This is a genomic window from Candidatus Hydrogenedentota bacterium, assembly GCA_035450225.1.
GTDB lineage: Bacteria > Hydrogenedentota > Hydrogenedentia > Hydrogenedentales > SLHB01 > DSVR01.
The window spans coordinates 15,651-33,319 of record DAOTMJ010000002.1; the positions used below are offsets into that span (position 1 = coordinate 15,651).

Annotated in this window: 10 protein-coding genes; 7 read left to right on the forward strand and 3 right to left on the reverse strand. The window is 59.4% G+C overall.

The annotated features are described in order from the left end of the window. Window positions 1–38 precede the first annotated feature (38 nt). From topA to P5540_01720, 3 genes are all read right to left on the reverse strand, one after another. Complete coding sequence (topA, locus tag P5540_01710) at window positions 39–2,432, reverse strand: type I DNA topoisomerase (GenBank protein HRT63516.1); 2,394 nt, start codon at window positions 2,430–2,432, stop codon at window positions 39–41. A 280-nt stretch (window positions 2,433–2,712) separates the two neighbouring features. Continuing rightward, complete coding sequence (locus P5540_01715) at window positions 2,713–3,171, reverse strand: DUF494 family protein (GenBank protein HRT63517.1); 459 nt, start codon at window positions 3,169–3,171, stop codon at window positions 2,713–2,715. Between the two features lie 3 nt (window positions 3,172–3,174). After that, window positions 3,175–3,441: a hypothetical protein gene (locus tag P5540_01720; GenBank protein ID HRT63518.1), complete on the reverse strand. Its 267-nt coding sequence runs from the start codon at window positions 3,439–3,441 to the stop codon at window positions 3,175–3,177. Window positions 3,442–3,670: 229 nt separating this feature from the next. Here P5540_01720 and P5540_01725 point away from each other — a divergent pair, with 229 nt between their 5' ends. From P5540_01725 to P5540_01755, 7 genes are all read left to right on the forward strand, one after another. Next, the gene (locus P5540_01725; protein HRT63519.1) at window positions 3,671–6,076 is read left to right on the forward strand and encodes a 3-hydroxyacyl-CoA dehydrogenase/enoyl-CoA hydratase family protein; all 2,406 of its coding nucleotides are present in this window, start codon (window positions 3,671–3,673) and stop codon (window positions 6,074–6,076) included. A 67-nt stretch (window positions 6,077–6,143) separates the two neighbouring features. Continuing rightward, entirely contained in the window at window positions 6,144–7,304 is a 1,161-nt protein-coding gene (locus tag P5540_01730; protein ID HRT63520.1) for a thiolase family protein, read from the forward strand. Between the two features lie 454 nt (window positions 7,305–7,758). After that, window positions 7,759–12,528, forward strand: coding sequence for an IPT/TIG domain-containing protein (locus P5540_01735; GenBank protein HRT63521.1), 4,770 nt, complete (start codon window positions 7,759–7,761; stop codon window positions 12,526–12,528). 177 nt (window positions 12,529–12,705) lie between these two features. Continuing rightward, a complete protein-coding gene (locus tag P5540_01740; protein HRT63522.1) occupies window positions 12,706–13,713 on the forward strand; it encodes a uroporphyrinogen decarboxylase family protein in 1,008 nt (335 codons plus the stop codon). Window positions 13,714–13,842: 129 nt separating this feature from the next. Next, window positions 13,843–14,667, forward strand: a complete 825-nt coding sequence (locus tag P5540_01745) for a glycosyltransferase family 9 protein (protein HRT63523.1) — start codon at window positions 13,843–13,845, stop codon at window positions 14,665–14,667. Between the two features lie 51 nt (window positions 14,668–14,718). Then, window positions 14,719–15,819, forward strand: coding sequence for a pyridoxal phosphate-dependent aminotransferase (locus tag P5540_01750; GenBank protein HRT63524.1), 1,101 nt, complete (start codon window positions 14,719–14,721; stop codon window positions 15,817–15,819). A 258-nt stretch (window positions 15,820–16,077) separates the two neighbouring features. Then, window positions 16,078–17,505: an amidophosphoribosyltransferase gene (locus P5540_01755; protein ID HRT63525.1), complete on the forward strand. Its 1,428-nt coding sequence runs from the start codon at window positions 16,078–16,080 to the stop codon at window positions 17,503–17,505. The last annotated feature ends 164 nt before the right edge of the window (window positions 17,506–17,669 follow it).

A 17,669-nucleotide genomic window follows, 5' to 3' on the forward strand; every position in this document is an offset into this window, starting at 1 on the left:
GCAACGCGGTCTTTCCACCGCCGTATTGCTTTGCCTTGCTATTCAGACGCATCGCTTGATGCGAGAACGACCGCCTCATGCTTGCACACCGGACATTTGCGGATCGGCGTTTTGTCTTTGGACTTGACAAGGGTGGTCCATGCGTGGCCGCACTGATCGCAGGACGTCTTCAGGTCGAGTTGGCCGAATACGGTAAAATCGCATGCCGGATACTTGTCGCATCCGATAAAGCGGCGGCCTTTTCCCCGCTTGGACACGAGTTTGCCGTCGCAACCGGTCCTCGGACACGCCAAGTCGAGTTCCTTCGGTTTCGTGAATCGGCACTTGGGGTATTTCTCGCAGCCGTAGAACGGCTCGCCGGTCCGGTTGCAGCGAATTTCCAGAAACGCGCCGCAGGTCGGACATACTTGATCGGTTTTTACCGGCGCTTCGCGCTTGGGACGCTCGACCTTTTTGCCTTCGGCGTTGAGGCGATGCGTATTTTTGCATTGGGGGTAGGTCGAGCAGGCGAGAAACTTGCCGAACCGTCCATTGCGGATAACCATCGGCGCCCCGCATTTGTCGCAGATTTCATCCGTCGGTTGGGCTTCGGCCTTTTTCGACAGGCGGCGCGTCGTCTTGCATTTCGGGTAGTTTGCGCAGGCCATGAAGATTCCAAAGCGGCCCTCGCGCATCTCGAAGGGCGATCCGCATTCGGGGCATTGCGTTTCGCCGCCGAGCAATTCGCGCCCGATGCGTTCCTGGGCCATGCGCAAATCCTTCATGAAGTTGCCGTAGAACTCGCGCAGAAGGTCGTGCCATTCGCGGCGCCCTTCCTCGACATGATCGAGATCCTCTTCGAGATGGGCCGTGAAATTGATGTTGAGGATGTCCGGGAAATCGCGGATCAACAGCGCATTGACGTCCTCGCCGAGTTGGGTCGGCTTGAGCCGGTTCTTTTCGCGTTCGACGTAGCCGCGTTCCTGGATCGTGTTCAGCGTCGGGGCATAGGTGCTGGGGCGCCCGATGCCGTTTTCCTCGAGGGCGCGGATGAGCATGGCCTCGGTGTAGCGCGGCGGCGGCTTGGTGAAATGCTGTTCCGGCTTCAATTCGCGCATGGCGAGCGTTTCGCCCTCGGCCACGGCGGGCAGCGGTTGCGCGGCGTCGCCGTTGCCGTCGTCTTCGACGCTTTCCTCGTACAGTTTGGTGAAGCCGGGGAATTTTACAAGCGATCCGGTGGCGCGGAACACGCAATTGGCCGCGGCTACATCAATGGTCATCTGATCGAGGATGCACGGGGTCATCTGGCTGGCCACGAATCGTTTCCAGATCAGGGTGTATAACTTGAACTGATCATCCGACAGATAGGGGCGGATGGATTCCGGCGTGCGCGATGGCATGGTGGGCCGGATGGCTTCGTGTGCGTCTTGGGCGCCGCGTTTGCTGGCGTAAAAATTGGGCTTTTCGGGAAGCATCCCGTCCTCGAAGGCTTCGGCGATGTACCGGCGGACCTCGCCGATGGCTTCCGAATCTATTCGCGTCGAGTCCGTGCGCATGTAGGTAATCAGACCGGCAAGGCCCTCGCCGCCCAGCGCGATGCCCTCGTACAGGTTCTGCGCGATTGACATTGTCTTGCGCGGACTGAAGCCCAGTTTTCGCGATGCTTCCTGTTGAAGCGTGCTGGTGATGAAGGGCGGATAGGGATTTCGGCGGACGTCCTTGCGTTCGATGGCCGTCACGGCGTACGTTGCGCCCTCGAGCGACCGCATGACTTCTCCGACGGCGTCTTCCGTGGGCAATAGGGGCTTTTCGCCGCCGATCCGAAACAGACGCGCCGTCATCATTTCGCCGGCGGCGGTTTCGAGCAGGGCGTCGAGCGTCCAGTATTCCTCCACCACAAAAGCCCGGATTTCGGCCTCGCGTTCGCAGACCATCCGCACGGCGACGGATTGTACGCGGCCCGCGCTGAGTCCCTTGCGCACGCCGAACTGGAGCAGCGGGCTGATTTTGTAGCCCACGAGACGGTCGAGGATGCGACGCGCCTGTTGGGCATTGACGAGATTGATATCAATGGGCCGCGGCTGCCGGACCGCCTCGAGAATATTACGTTTCGTGATGGCATTGAACACAATGCGTTCGATGGGTTTGTTGAATGACTTGAGCAATTCGGCCACATGCCACCCGATGGCTTCCCCCTCGCGGTCGGGATCGGAGGCCAGAAGGATGCGATCCACCTTTTTCGCCGTTTCCCTCAGGTCTTTGACGGCCTTCGAAGACTCTTTCAGGGTCTGATAGGTCGGTGTGAAATCATGTTCGACGTCCACGCCGAGTTCGTTTTTGGGCAGGTCGCGCACATGGCCGAAACTGGCCTTGACCACGTACTGGGGCCCCAGAATTTTATTGATGGTTTTCGCCTTGGCGGGCGATTCCACCACAACGAGCGATTTTGCCATGAAAAGTCATTCCTAAGGCGGTCTGGCCGCACTGTCCAAGTCAAGACTATGATTTCTTTCTTCGCGCCTTCCATGCATGGAGCGAAAAAGGCGCGAACACTGAAACTATCGAGCCGGGACGCCGCACATGCCCGATGGTTCCGCCTTGGGGCCAGCCGACGCGGCCTGGAAAAACACAGAGCCGAATGGATACGGCTCCGTTTTCCCCGCGCGGTCTTTTTTCCCAAGACTGCGCGTCTATCAGCGTTCCGGCCAACAGGACACCGAATGTCCCGGCCGGCTAGTGCAACGTCTTGTCTTTGTCTTCAAACAGGTCAAAAAGGGTCTGCTGGAATCCAATATCCCGGCCACCGCAGACCATCCACGCCACGAGATAATCGAGTTCATCCACGCCCACTTCACCCTCGAAATGGCCGAGATGATCCAAAATCATCTCGCGTTCCATCGGATTTATCATACCGTATAACTCAAGCCGTAGAAGGATGTTTCGGGCTTCCGGCGACAGTTTGTATTCTTCCTGCGGCGACAACAGCCGAACCGACAGGTGGGGGTTGCCGTCCTGCTTCGCATTGTCTGGAAACCGGGGGCGCATCAATTTCATGGCCGCGTCAATTTCGTGTTTCTTGAAACCTTGACGGGCGAGCCATGATCGCAACCCTTTTTCCGAGGGGGTGGCGTCGGGACGTTCCTGAATCCTGCGTATGATTGCGTTGACCAATTCCACGAGGGACGGTTTCATCTATTACTCCATATATAATTGATCGCGAAAATTTCGCGGAACAGGCGCTTCGATCTTTTTGAATTCAATCAATACCGCGCTTGAAGAAGAGATGATAATCCATCCTTCCTGCGAGGCGGTTTTCCAAAGTTCTTTTTTCTTCATTGCAAGACATATTGTAAAGGGGCGGATGCCGCGAGTCAACTGGAAGAGATAAATTTTCTTTTTCTTCGCGTTGATTCGAGCTCCGGAACGGGTTGCCTTGGCATGTCGAGTCCATGTGATCGCCATGCGCCTTGGCCGGGAGGTGTTGCGGCCGGGTTGTTCAAATGATCGAAAAGCGCGTTGTGCGGCGGACCTTGTTTCGGCCGACCGAATACGGACCATTTTATGCGCTTGACGGCTTTGCGGCGAGTGTGTACAATGAAGAACCTCCATGCAGTATGGGGTTGTGTTATAGTGTGGCGCAAGTAGTTGGAAAGTTGTGGAAGGGTCAGTATTTGGAAGGAGAAACCAAACCATGAGGGACATCAAGCGTGTAGCAGTACTGGGTTCGGGCGTGATGGGGGGCGCGATTGCGGCGCACCTCGCGAATTGCGGTATCCCGACATTGATGTTGGATATCGTGCCGCCGAATCTGTCCGACAAGGACAAGACAAATCCGGACAAGCGCAACGGTTTCGCGGCGGCGAGCAAGGCCGCGTTGCTGAAGGCAAAACCGTCGCCGTTGTATTCGAAGTCGTGGATTGACCTGATCACGATCGGAAACTTCGAGGACGATTTCGCGAAGATTGCCGATTGCGACTGGATCTGCGAAGTCGTGAAGGAAGACCTGAACATCAAATCGAAGGTGTTCGAGCAAGTGGCGAAGCATCGCGCGAAAGGATCCATCGTCAGCACGAACACGAGCGGCATCCCGATTGCCTCGATGTTGGGTCCGATGGACGAGGATATGCGCAAGCATTTTGTCGGCACGCATTTCTTCAACCCGCCGCGGTACCTGAAATTGCTCGAAATCATTCCCGGCCCGGACACGCTTCCCGAAGTCGTCGAGACCATGGCGGCGTTCGGCGAGAACGTGCTCGGCAAGGGCATCGTGTATGCGAAAGACACGCCGAACTTCGTCGCGAACCGCATTCTCACCTTCATGATGTCGTATATCATGCATGAAATGACGAAGGACGAGTTCAAACTGACGTTCGAGGAAGTGGACGCGCTGACGGGTCCGATCATCGGGCATGCGTCGTCCGCGACGTTCCGCACGGGCGATCTGGTCGGGATGGACACGTTCGTGCACGTCGTGGCGAACGTCTACAACGGCTGCCCGAACGATGAGCAGCGCGATCTGCTCGTGTCGCCGCCGTGGCTGACGAAGATGCTCGAAAAGGGCTACTACGGTGCGAAGTCGGGTTCGGGTTTCTTCAAGAAGACCGCCGAGAAGGATGAAAAGGGCAAGCCGATCATCCTCTCGCTGAACCCGGAAACGCTCGAATACGTTCCGCAGGTGAAGCCGATGTTTGATTGTATCGGCGCCGCCAAGAAGGCCAAGACGCTCGCGGACAAAGTTCGGATCATGCACTCCGGCGAGGACAAGGGGTCGAAGTTCCTGTGGAAGGTCTTCTCGAATTCGGCCATCTACGCGGCCAACCGCATTCCGGAAATCGCGGACGACATCGTCAACATTGACAATGCGCTGAAATGGGGTTTTGCGTGGGAACAGGGCATTTTCGAGGCGTGGGACACGCTTGGATTCGCCTCCGTGTGCGATCGCATGGAGAAGGACGGTCTGACACTTCCGCCGATAGCCGTGGCGATGAAGAAAGCCAAGGCCGAATCCTTCTACAAGACGGAGAACGGTAAAAAACTGTATTTCGATCTCGGATCGAAGTCCTATAAGCCGGTTCCGTTGCCCTCGACGTTCATCGTATTGGACAGCCTTCGCGAAACCGGGAAGGAAATCGCACGAAACGATGATGCCAGCCTGATTGACCTCGGTGACGGCATTGTGTGCTGCGAATTCCATTGCAAGATGAACGCGATCGGCCAAGGCATCGTCGAGATGCTGGCCGAAGGCACGCGGCTGGTCAACGAGGGCCAGTTCCAAGGCATGGTCGTCGGCAACCAAGGCCCGCACTTCTCGGCGGGCGCCAACCTGATGTTGATCCTGATGTTCATCAACGACAAGAACTGGGACGCCATTCGGCAGATGATAGGCGGATTGCAGGGCGCGAACATGGCGATGCGGTTCTGCCGGGGTCCGGTTGTGTCGGCTCCGCATCATTACACGTTCGGCGGGGGTATCGAGGTTGCCCAGCATGCCGCGCGCTCGGTTATCGCAGGCGAGACGTATGGCGGCCTGGTCGAGGCGGGCGTGGGCCTGATCCCGGCCGGCGGCGGCACAAAGGAAATGCTGCGGCGCGCGATGACCTATGTGCCGGTCGGCCTTCCTGAACCCAATCCGATGCCCTACCTCCGCCGCGCCTTCGAAAGCATCGCGACCGCCAAGGTCAGCACGAGCGGCGCGGAATTGATCGAGTACGGTTATTTCCTGGAGAGCGATCTCATCGTGACCAATTGGGACCAACAAATCAAACGCGCCAAGGATGTGTGCCTTGGCCTGATTGCCGCTGGTTACAAACCGCCGCTGCCGGCGCGCCTGACGGCTTTCGGCGAACCGGCGCGGGCGGTGTTCGGCGCGGCGCTGTTCAACATGCAGCAGGCCGGATGGGCGTCTGAACACGACGCGACCATCGCCATGAAAGTGGCGCATATCCTGACCGGCGGCGACCGGGCGCCCGGCACGCCGATTACCGAGCAAGACTTGCTCGATCTCGAATGTGAAGCGTTCCTGAGTCTTTGCGGTATGGAGAAGACCCAGGCCCGTATCCAGCATATGCTGCTTAACAATAAACCGTTGCGGAACTAGGAGTATGCGGACCCGGCGGCGCCGGCAAGGCGCCGGGGTCCGCGGGTGGCCAAGGAGGAAGTGAATTATGCGTGATGTATATGTGGTTTCAGCGGTTCGCACGGCGATCGGAAAAGCCAAGCGTACGCTGTCGCAAGTCAATCCCGTCCAGATGGGCATGCTGGTGGTCAAGGAAGCCGTCAAACGGGCGGGTGTGCCCGGGGAACGCATCGAGGACATTTGTTTCGGTTGCGCGTTTCCCGAAGGCGAGCAGGGCATGAATATCGCTCGTGTGGTGGGTTTGGTGGCCGGTCTTCCGGAAACGGTCCCGGCTTTTACAATCAACCGGTACTGTTCGTCTGGTTTGGAGTCCATCATGTTGACCGCCGCCAAGATCAAAACCGGCATCTTGGACGTGGCGATTGCCGGCGGTGTCGAATCCATGAGCATGATTCCGATGGGCGGCGTGAAGTTTGCCCCGGATGCGGTTGCGGTGCGTGAACATCCGGATGTATATATCGGAATGGGCAACTGCGCCGACAACGTGGCGCGCGACTTCAACATTTCGCGGCAGGAATGCGACGAGTTCGCCCTGCTCAGCAATCAGCGCGCCGTTGCCGCGATCGATGCGGGCAAGTTTAAGGAGCAAATTGTGCCGGTGCCGGTGCCGACGCCCAATGGCGTGATAATGTTCGATGTGGACGAAGGTCCGCGGCGCGACACGACGCTCGAGGGTCTTGCCAAGTTGAAGCCGGCCTTCGCGGGCCCCGGTCGCAAGGGCGCGGTTTCCACGGCGGGCAATTCGAGCCAGATGAGCGACGGCGCGTCGGCCGTGTGCCTGATGAGCGAAGATGCCATGAAGGAGTTCGGCGCGACGCCGTTGGCGAAAGTGCGCGGCTATAAGGTGGCGGCGGCGTCGTGCATGTATCTTGGGCCGGCCCAATTGGTCGCGATTCCAAAGGCGTGCGAACTTTCGGGCATCAAGATTGAGGACGTGGGGCTTTTCGAAGCGAACGAGGCGTTCGCATCGCAGTGCCTGTATGTTCGCCGGGAACTCAACCTCGACCCCGAGAAAGTCAACGTGAACGGCGGCGCGATCGCGCTGGGCCATCCGCTGGGCTGCACGGGCGCCAAACTGACCACGCAGGTCATCTACGAGATGCGGGCGCGTGGCGTCAAGTACGGCATGGTGACCATGTGCATCGGCGGCGGCATGGGCGCGGCCGGCGTGTTCGAACTTTGCGAATAAAAAGTGGCGGCAATCCCCGGCTCCGGGTAAAAATCCGGGGCCGGGGAGGCCTTTGTCGTGCGAAAGATTGGCAATCCTTGATGATGCGCGAAAGATACGAAAATAGGCTTGCATTTGGGCGGGCTTCATGGTATAGTATCTTTGGTTGCAGCAAGGGGAGGGTGAGCGGGTGTTTTCCGTTCCCTTTTTCCCAAATTGGATAAAAGCAGTTGACATTGTCGGCATGGAAGTATATAATTCAGCCGTATTGTCAAGAGTTGTGGCGTTGTGTCCATGATAGGCAGGCAAGGAATGGGCACGACGGGCAACGGGGTAACGGACGTGTGAAGTAAGCGGAACCGGATTCCCCGGGCTATGAAGGTGTGGCACAGATGTAACAGGGCACTACATCCCTATAGTGTAGTGAAGTGTTGAAACAAACGGACGGAACGTTAGACGCTAAGGAGAATGGAAGATGGGGAGCAGAAAGAAGCTGGTACTTGCGTCGCTTGTTAGCCTGATGATGGCGCTTGCTTTCGTGATCGGACTCGTTCCGGATCACGCAACGTTGGGCGCGCGGGCGGCGAGCGGCAGCGGTGGACGCATCGACATGGTCGACCTGCTGAACGCGGTGCTCGATCTCAAGTCGGAAAAGGACATCGCCCTGATTACGGTTTCCGACCCGCGGAGCGGCGCCATTATCAAGGTGCCTACCGATACCATCCAAGCGTCGCTTGCATTGCGCGCTGTCACGTTGGGCGGCGACGGCGTAGCCGGCAACGTGGCTTATGGCATTGACGGCACGTGGGGCGGCGAGGCATGGGTCGGCGACTGGTTCTCCGGCGTCGCCAACGTCAAGCCGTACCGCAGCGCGATCGATCTGGTGCCCGTCATTGATGGCGCCGCGGAAGGCGTGCAGGTGGCGCATTACATTTATGCGTTCGCCGGCGCGACGGTACTTCCGCAGGGTCTCCAAGCGGAAATCACGTACACCGTCCGGTCGGGCGGCCCCTATGACGAGGATGGCCGCACGCCCAAGCAAATCTGGCTCGAAGCGGTCAGCCCGACGGTGGACAACAACAAGAACGGCATTCCGGACGATATCGTGAATGCCGTATTCGATGGCGAGACATGGCTCGTGACGTATCGTGTGCCGTTGCTCGACGACCTCGGCGTCGAGATTGGCGAGGCGATTCGCCAGACCGTGGTGGCCAGCCTCGACGATCTGAGCCCCGGCAAGTCTTCTTCCGTCATTACCGTTTCGCCCGATCCGTTCGTTTCCGTCACCGCGCCGACGTCCAATTCCCTGTTGTCGGCCGGCATGCTGGTTGCGGGCGAAACCGCCTACGTCATCGTGTCGGTGGTTGACGATCTCAAGATTCTGTTGACTTCCGCCAATGGCGCGGTCACACCGGCCGCACTCAATGCATGGGGGAACGCCGTGAGCGGGAAAGCCCCGAGCGGCGGATTGATCACGCTTGCGTCGCCGGCGGGCGCCAAACGTTATGTGGCCATTTCATTGGTGGCCGCGAAGGGTGATGGCACCTTCCGCGAACTAAATGGCGAACTGCCCGAAGGCATGTCCATTGATGTGGACTTCCGCGGCCTTGACATTCCTGGCGACGGCGATGTCCAGTTGTCGGCGTATCCGGTCAAGTTGGTGAAGGATCCGTCCACCGGTTATGAATTCACCAATGTGGGCGCCGCGCAGGATGCCGTCCAATATTGGGAACTCAAGGCGGTCCGCAACCCGGCGCTGGCCAATCAGGATGCGGATGAATTCCTCGCGTCGCTGACTAGCGCGTCGGCGGTATTGGCTCCATACAAGGCCACGATGGCCATTGACTCCCTGACCCCCGAGGCCGGCGCAGTAAAGAAGCAGACCGCCACGGTCATTCGCGGTGAATTCGGCGCCGTGTTGCCCATGACGCCCGAGCAGGTTGCCGCGGCTTATGCGGTGTACTTTGGTTCGTGGCCGACGCCGGCGGTGGTTGGACCGGCCGGGTTGGTCCTCGAAAAAGCCGGCCAGGCCATGCAGGTGTATGCGCCGCCCATTACGGCGCCGGGCTTCGTGGACGTGACAGTCGTCAGTCTGGTTTCGCCGTCCGATATGGCCGTCAAGAGCAACGGGTTTAAATACCAGTACCAGTTGACCCGGGAGACGATTGGCAGCGGCATAATTGACGTTTCGCCGACACCCGACGATTTCCTGTACGATCCGGGTTCTTCGGTGGATCTGTTGGCCACGGCCGCGGCCGGTTACACCTTCCGTGAATGGCAGATTGACAAGGAAGGTGTGATCGAAACGATCACGAATGCCGCGACGACGGTCATTATGGACAGCAATGTGACGGCCACGGCAATCTTCGATGCCAATCAGTTTACGTTGACCACATCGGTGACTCCGCCGGGTTCCGGTACGATTACCAAAGATCCGGATCAGGAAACGTATGCGCTCAACTCGGTGGTCAACCTTACGGCGACAGCTGTAGCCGGATCCGGATACACCTTCAAGCAGTGGGAACTGGACGCCAGTGGCACGACGCCGACCACCAGCGTCGTTATGACCGGCAACAAGAATGTGCGCGCGGTCTTCGAGGTGGCCCCGCTGTACAATTTGACGATTGTAATTTCGCCCGATGGCGCGGGCAACGTGGTCGCGGACATCCCCGGTCCGTATTTGGCCGACACGGTCGTCACGCTTACCGCAACGCCGAATCCCGGCTACACCTTCTCCAGTTGGACGGGCGCGGTTCCCGTGCCGGGCAATCCGACCTCGGCGACCGTGACCATGGTGGCCGACACGACTGTGACGGCGAACTTTGTGCCGTCCCTGCCGGGCCAAGTCACGCTGACGACGCTCGTTTCTCCAGCGGGTACCGGTACGGTTACGCCGCCCGGACAGACGCTGTGGGATGTCGGCTCGACGGTCGACTTGGTTGCCGCGGCCAACGCCGGTTATGTCTTTGATTACTGGGCGGGCAATGTGGCGAACACCCTCTCGCCCGAGACCACGATTTACATGGCCCAAAACGAGACCGTTACGGCGAACTTCCGTCCGTTGACGACTTGGACGGTTACCTTGCTTTCCTCCATCGGCGGGCATGTCGAGGATGAAGAGGGCACGACCGTGGACCCGGGTGTCTTCGAGAATGTTCCTGACGGGACGGAAGTCACGCTGGTGGCTGTGGCGGAATCGGGGTATAGCTTCGTCGAATGGCAGGACGGCGCGGGCAACCGCCTGAGCGGCAATGCCACGTACACGTTCGTCGTGAATTCCAATTTGACTATCAAGCCGTATTTTGCGTACAACCAGACGCTCATCAACAGCATCACGCCCGACAGCGCGTGGCTGTTCGGCGGCGTGGTGGCCAAGATTGAAGGCCAGGGATTCAAGCCCACCACCACACTGACCTTCAACGGCCAGCCGATTACGGGCGCCGACAAGATCAAGATCACGCCGACGGTCATCACCTTCGTGGTGCCGCCGTTAGCCGATATCTTGAATCAAACCTCGCTCGATGAAAAGCCCGCGAGCGCGCCTTCGCAGGTTACGGACGCGCAGCCGAGCACAAGTGTGCCGGTGGTGGTGAGCAGTGGTCCGGATCCGGGCGACACGGCCTCGACCGACTTTGTCTACAAGCGCTATGAAGTGGGCTTGGACAGCGTGGTAACGACGGCCTTCCACGTAACGTACAATTCTAAAGCGGGAACCAAGTACATCCCGTTTGCGTTGGATGCAACCGCCGGCAACCTTGGTATCTTCCCGACGACGACAAACGGCGCGGACTTCATTTTGCCGTTGCCGAACACGCCGCCCATCGGGTCCTACTACGGTTTGATTCGCGCGGCCAAACGCACGAAGACCGGAACGACCTACAATCCGTCGCCGTTGTTGACAGAGCGGATTGACAGCGTGGCCGGCGCGAAGGCCAAGCCCGTTGACAACGCATGGGACTTCTCGGTCCACTTCTACAAGACGACCCCGAATACCGTTGCGTTGCAGGCCGGACTCAATCAGACCGGCGCGGCAGCGGGCTTCTATGACGAAGTCGGCGCATGGCTCTACAATCGCGGCGCGACCTCGGGCAAGATTGCCTTCCCGACAGCCGACACGGCGCTTACGGTCGAGACCATGGCCAAGGGCGTGACCATGTGGGCTACGGAGACACTGTACGACTATGGCGCGCAACCGGCGGCCGAACAACCCGGCTCGACCCTCAACACGCCGTATCAGTCCACGCTGTTGCGTACTGAATATGTGACCGGCACCGGGACCGACGCTCGGAAAGTCAAGCAGTTGACGGCTCGCGTCTACGACTTCAGCGCATTCAGCCTGCGGATGGGCCGTAGCGCGATCGAATCGGCTGTAAACCAAGATAATGTCACTTACATCGAGGGTCAAACCGATGCCGAGCCGACGGGCGGCAGCCTGCTGCGCATCCGTTCACTCAACGGCGGCTTGGCGTGGACGCGCGTCGGATTCCATCGTTGGACCACCAGCAAGGCGGGCGAAACGGCCGCGACCGAATACGCCATTGTCAAGCAGTGGGATCCCGCGACGGGCCAGGAAATCGAGGGCGGACGCGACGAATTCGAAATTTACGTCCGTATTCCGAAATTCCCGGACAGTGAAGTCGAGGCAGGCACCAAGGCCGGCGTATCCATCTACGCCATCTCTGACCTGTTCCCGAATACCGACGACTTGACCGGTAATCCCGACGGCACGGCGACCCCGATATTGGTCATGAAGGATCCCGTGACCTACAAGGCGAGCCCGGTCGGCCCCAATATCCTGCCGATTCTCCTTGCGCTGGCGGCGCTGATAGCGGCGATTGCCACGGGCATCTGGATTGCCAGCCAGATTGGCGAGGGTGAAGGCGAGGGTGAAGGCGAGGGTGAAGGCGAAGGCGGCGGTGGCGGCGGCGGCCCGTGCTTCATCGCGACGGCGGCCTACGGCACGCCGATGGCGGCCCAGATTGGCGCCTTGCGCGTCCTGCGCGACACGGTCCTGTTGGGCAGCGGCATCGGCACGGCGTTTGTCGAGGGTTACTATCAAGTGAGCCCGTACATTGCCGACATCGTGGCCAAGAGTCCGGTTCTGGCGGCCATGGTGCGCGTGGCCTTGGCGCCGATCGTCATGATGTCACAAGTGGCGGTGGCGGCGCCCGTATGGACAATTAGCCTCGGCGTGGCCGGCATAGCGATTTTGATTGCGCGCCGCGCGCTTCGCCGCAAGGCCTAACAACCGGCAACACACGCAGTTCCTTCCGGCGGGAGTCGCAAGACTCCCGCCGGAGTCTTTATTATGGGGCGGTCGTTTCAATTTTGCCGTCTTTACCGCGAAAGGACATGGCTTATGTCTCCGATGACTTCATACGAACGTTTCCGCCGAATGTACGCGCACGAGGAAGCCGATCGCGTGCCCATAATTGATGGACCATGGGGAGCAACGATTGAACGTTGGCAGCGGGAAGGCATGCCGGAAGACGCGAACTACGTCGAATTTTTCGATTTGGATCGCGTCGAACACATCGGGGCGGACAACAGCCCTCGATTCGAAAGCAAGATCATCGAGGAAACAGACGCCTACGTGATTCACAAGACCGCTTGGGGCGCGACGCTCAAGAATTGGAAACATGCCGCGTCCACGCCGGAATTCCTCGATTTCACCATCGTGGACTGGGATTCGTGGCGATCCGCAAAGGCCCGCATGACGCCCACGCCCGACCGTGTTGACTGGACCCGTCTGCAAACGCATTACCGTGCGTGGCGCGAGAACGGGGCATGGATTGAAGCCGGCTTGTGGTTCGGATTCGACGTGACCCATTCGTGGACCGTCGGCACGCAACGCCTGCTCGAAGCGATCATCGTGGACCCCGAATGGTGTCTCGACATGTTCAACCATTTTCTCGATGTCGGCCTTGCGCTGCTCGATCGAGTGTGGGAGGAAGGCTATACGTTCGATGCCGTGGCATGGCCCGACGACATGGGATTCAAACACAACCAGTTCTTTTCGCTCGACACGTATCGCGCGTTGCTGAAACCGGTGCAGAAGCGCGCGGTGGACTGGGCGCACGCGAAAGGGGTGAAGACCCGCTTGCACTCGTGCGGCGACGTGAACCCCTTTGTGCCCGAATTCGTCGAAATCGGCATTGACGCGCTCAACCCGCTCGAAGTCAAGGCCGGCATGGATCCTGTCGCGCTGAAACGACGATATGGAAACGATCTTGTTCTGCACGGCGGCATCAACGCCGTATTGTGGGACGATGTCGAGGCGATTACCGAAGAGATGCGGCGGGTTGTGCCGGTTCTCAAGGAATCCGGCGGCTATATTTTCTCCTCGGATCATTCGGTGCCGTCGAGCGTAAGCCTGGAGAATTTCCGACATATTACGAACCTTGCGAAAACATTGGGTTCATACGATTGAGGCGGGCGGCGTGAAGCGGCGGCTAAACAGGATGCTATGGCGGGAATCATGCGCTGTCGGCCTTGTGGAAGCCGAGCATGCCCTTTGCGCGCTGTGCATTCGTGTGATGGACCGTCGCGAGGGTCGGCCATGAACACGCTGATCGTGCATACGGGCGGCTTGGGGGACTTTCTGCTGGCATGTCCGGCCATGGCCGCGCTGGCAGACGAGGGACCGATCGAATTGTTGGGTCGTCCGGAACGGCTTGCGCTGGCGGTGGAAGGGGGGATTGCTGCGGCGGCGCACGATATCGAGACGTCCGGGTTCGATTCGCTTTTCAGCGTTTCCAATTCCATCATTCAAGAATTTCTCGTCCGCTTTGACCGATGCATTGTCTGGATGCGCGACGACGGCACGCTTGAGCACGCGATCCGCGCGTGCGGCTTAGATGATGTCCGCTGTATTCCCGGCCTTCCCCCGGGCGACTGGTCCGCACATGCAAGCGCCTATTATTCGATGGCGCTGGGCTTCCGCAATCTTCCGCCGTTTCGCCCGCGGGTGGCTGCCACGCGGGAATATGATATCGTTATTCATCCAGGCAGCGGTGGGAGGAACAAGAATTGGCCGTGGGAGCGGTTCAAGATGCTGGCCGACGCCTTGGCCGAGAGGGGCCGGGAGGTTGTCTGGTGTCTTGGTCCCGCGGAAGAGCAGGGGCCATGGAACGCCGCATCACCGTTGTTGCGTCCTGCCACGCCCATGGAACTGGCCCGGCATCTTGCGGGCGCCGCGTTGTACATTGGCAACGACAGCGGCGTCACACATCTCGCGGCGGTGGTCGGCGTGCCGGTCGTGGCGATATTCGGGCCGACGGACCCGGCGATCTGGGCGCCGCAAGGAACCAACGTGCATGTCGTGAAGGGCAAGCCATGGCCCGAAGTGGGGGCCGTGCTGGATAGGGTATTGTCGCGCGCTTGAGCAGGAACGGAGCGCCACGATAAAATCGCGGTGAAACAAGGAGAACATCGCATGGATTATATCGCCGATCGCATGAACTGTATTGACGCCAGCGGCATCCGCAAGGTGTTTGCCCTTGCCGCCCACATGAAGAATCCCATCAACCTGAGCATCGGCCAGCCCGATTACGACGTGGATGAACCCGTCAAAGAAATCGCGATTCAGGCGATACGTTCCGGATTCAACACCTATACCCAGACGTGGGGCGTGCAAGAATTGCGCGACGAGGCGTCGGCCTATTACACACGCCGGTTCGGCTTTCCCTTGCAGAACGTGATGGTGACATGCGGGGTGTCCGGAGGATTGTTTCTCGGCTTGATGGCGACGGTCAATCCCGGCGACGAAGTCATCTGCGCCGACCCGTACTTTGTGATGTACAAGCACCTTGTCACCCTGCTCGGCGGGGTGAGTGTGCCCGTGGACACTTATCCCGATTTCAAGCTCAGACCGGAGGCCGTCGAGGCGGCCATTACGCCCAAGACGAAAATTCTCATCGTCAACAGTCCCGCGAATCCAACCGGCGTTACATTGTCCCGGAACGAATTGGCGGCGCTGGCCGATGTGGCGCGCCGGCACCATTTGCTGGTGTTTTCGGACGAGATTTACGAGCAGCTTCAGTACGACGGGGAACCGTGCAGCATCGCGGCCTTCTATGACAACGTGCTTCTGTTGAACGGTTTTTCGAAAATGGCGGGCATGCCCGGCTGGCGCGTCGGATTCGCGGCGGGGCCGGAGGCGATTATCCAGCAGATGAACACGTTGCAACAATACTCGTTCGTGTGCGCGCCGTCGTTCGCGCAGAAGGCCGCCATTCATGCATTGCGCATGGATGTTTCCGTCCACACCCATGCATACCGCCGCAAGCGCGATATAGTCTACGAGGGATTGAAGGACACGTTCAATTGCGTCAGACCGACCGGTGCGTTCTACATGTTTCCCGAAGCGCCCGGCGGCGATGGCGACGCCTTTGTCGCCAAGGCCATCGAGAACAATATCCTCATCATTCCCGGTAGCGTCTTCAGCGAGCGAAAGACCCACTTCCGCATCAGTTTTGCCGCGCCCGACGACGTGCTTGAACGCGGCGTCGAGGCCCTCAGGCGGCTCGCGGAATAAACGGCCCGGCGCCGCCGGAAAACCGGCGTGGGATCGACCTTTTTCCGCCCGCGCCATTCCGGGAAATGCCGATACCGCTAACGACAACGAGGTGGCCGATGGGTGCGCGGGGCGCGACAACAATCGCTCCACTCAAGCAGTACGGCATTTTTGCCGGGTTGTCCTTTGCGCCCGATTCGATCTAGCATGCAGGCAATCAATGTAAACCGGCTGGCGGCGCCCGGTACGGGGCGCGCCGCACGAGGAGGACCTTTCGGAATGGGCGGTTTGTTTGGCGTGGTGTCCAAGGACGACTGTGTTCACGACTTGTTTTACGGGACGGATTATCATTCGCATCTCGGCACCTGCCGCGGCGGCCTTGCCGTGCTGGACGGATCCGAATTCATGCGGCACATTCACGATATATCGAATGCGCAGTTTCGGTCGAAATTCGAAGACGACATTCGGACCATGCACGGCGGGGCCGGCATCGGGGTTATTAGCGACAATGAATCGCAGCCGCTGCTCATCAATTCGCATCTGGGCGCCTATGCCATCGCGACTGTCGGTGTCATCAAAAACAGCGATCAACTCGCGCGCGAGGCGTTCCGAAAACGATCGGCGCACTTTTCGGAAATGAGTGGGGGAGGGATCAATCCCACCGAACTGGTGGCCTCCATGATCAACGAGGAAGCGACCTTTGCGGACGGCATTCGGAATGCGCAGTCGCGCATCGAGGGTTCCTGCTCGATGCTGCTCCTGACAGAGCAGGGCATTTACGCCGCGCGCGACCGGTTGGGCCGGACGCCGATCGTCATTGGCCGGAAAGACGGCGCCTATGCCGCCACGTTCGAGACGGCCTCGTTTCCGAATCTGGGCTATGAAATCGATCGGTATGTGGGACCCGCCGAGACGCTTCTGCTTACGCCCGACGGAATCGAACAGGTGAATGCGCCGGGCGAACAGATGCAGATCTGCGCTTTCCTCTGGGTGTACTACGGATTTCCCGCATCGTGTTACGAGGGGATCAGCGTGGAGGCGTCGCGCTATCGCTGCGGCGCGGCGCTGGCGCGCAAAGACACGGTCAGGGTTGACTTGGTGGCGGGCGTGCCCGATTCAGGCACGGGCCACGCCATTGGTTACGCGAACGAGGCCCGTGTTCCCTACGGTCGGCCCTTCGCAAAATACACGCCGACATGGCCCCGAAGTTTCATGCCGCAGGTTCAGGAAGTCCGCGACCTTGTCGCGCGCATGAAACTGCTTCCGATCCGGGAACTGATCCAGGGCCGCCGGTTGCTGTTCTGTGAGGACTCGATCGTGCGGGGTACGCAACTGCGCGATACGGTTCAGCGATTGTATGATTGCGGCGCGCTCGAAGTGCACATGCGGCCGGCGTGCCCGCCGCTCATTTACGGTTGCAAATTCCTGCATTTTTCGCGTTCCCGATCGGATCTCGACCTTGCCGGCCGCCGCACCGTCAAGGAACTCGAAGGCGATGCCGATGCGCATCTCGACGAATACACCGATCCGAAATCGGACCGTTATGCCGCGATGGTTGACCGAATCCGGCAACGCCTGTCGCTTACCACGCTGCAATATCAGGAACTCGGCGATCTCGTCGAAGCCATTGGTCTTCCGAAAGAGAAACTCTGCACCTATTGCTGGGACGGTTGCGAGGGTTGCGGACCCCAATGCGAGATGTGGTGAGGGGGATTCGGGAAGGGTGGGACAACCTGCCCTTGGCCAAGCCGCAGAATTCCTGGTTGGGTTTTCGGTTTTTCCCCGATCATCCCGGGCCGTACGCTTGTATAAACATCCTTACGCCCCGACATCGAACCGGGATTTAATGGGTGCAATGTCGTATACTTTGG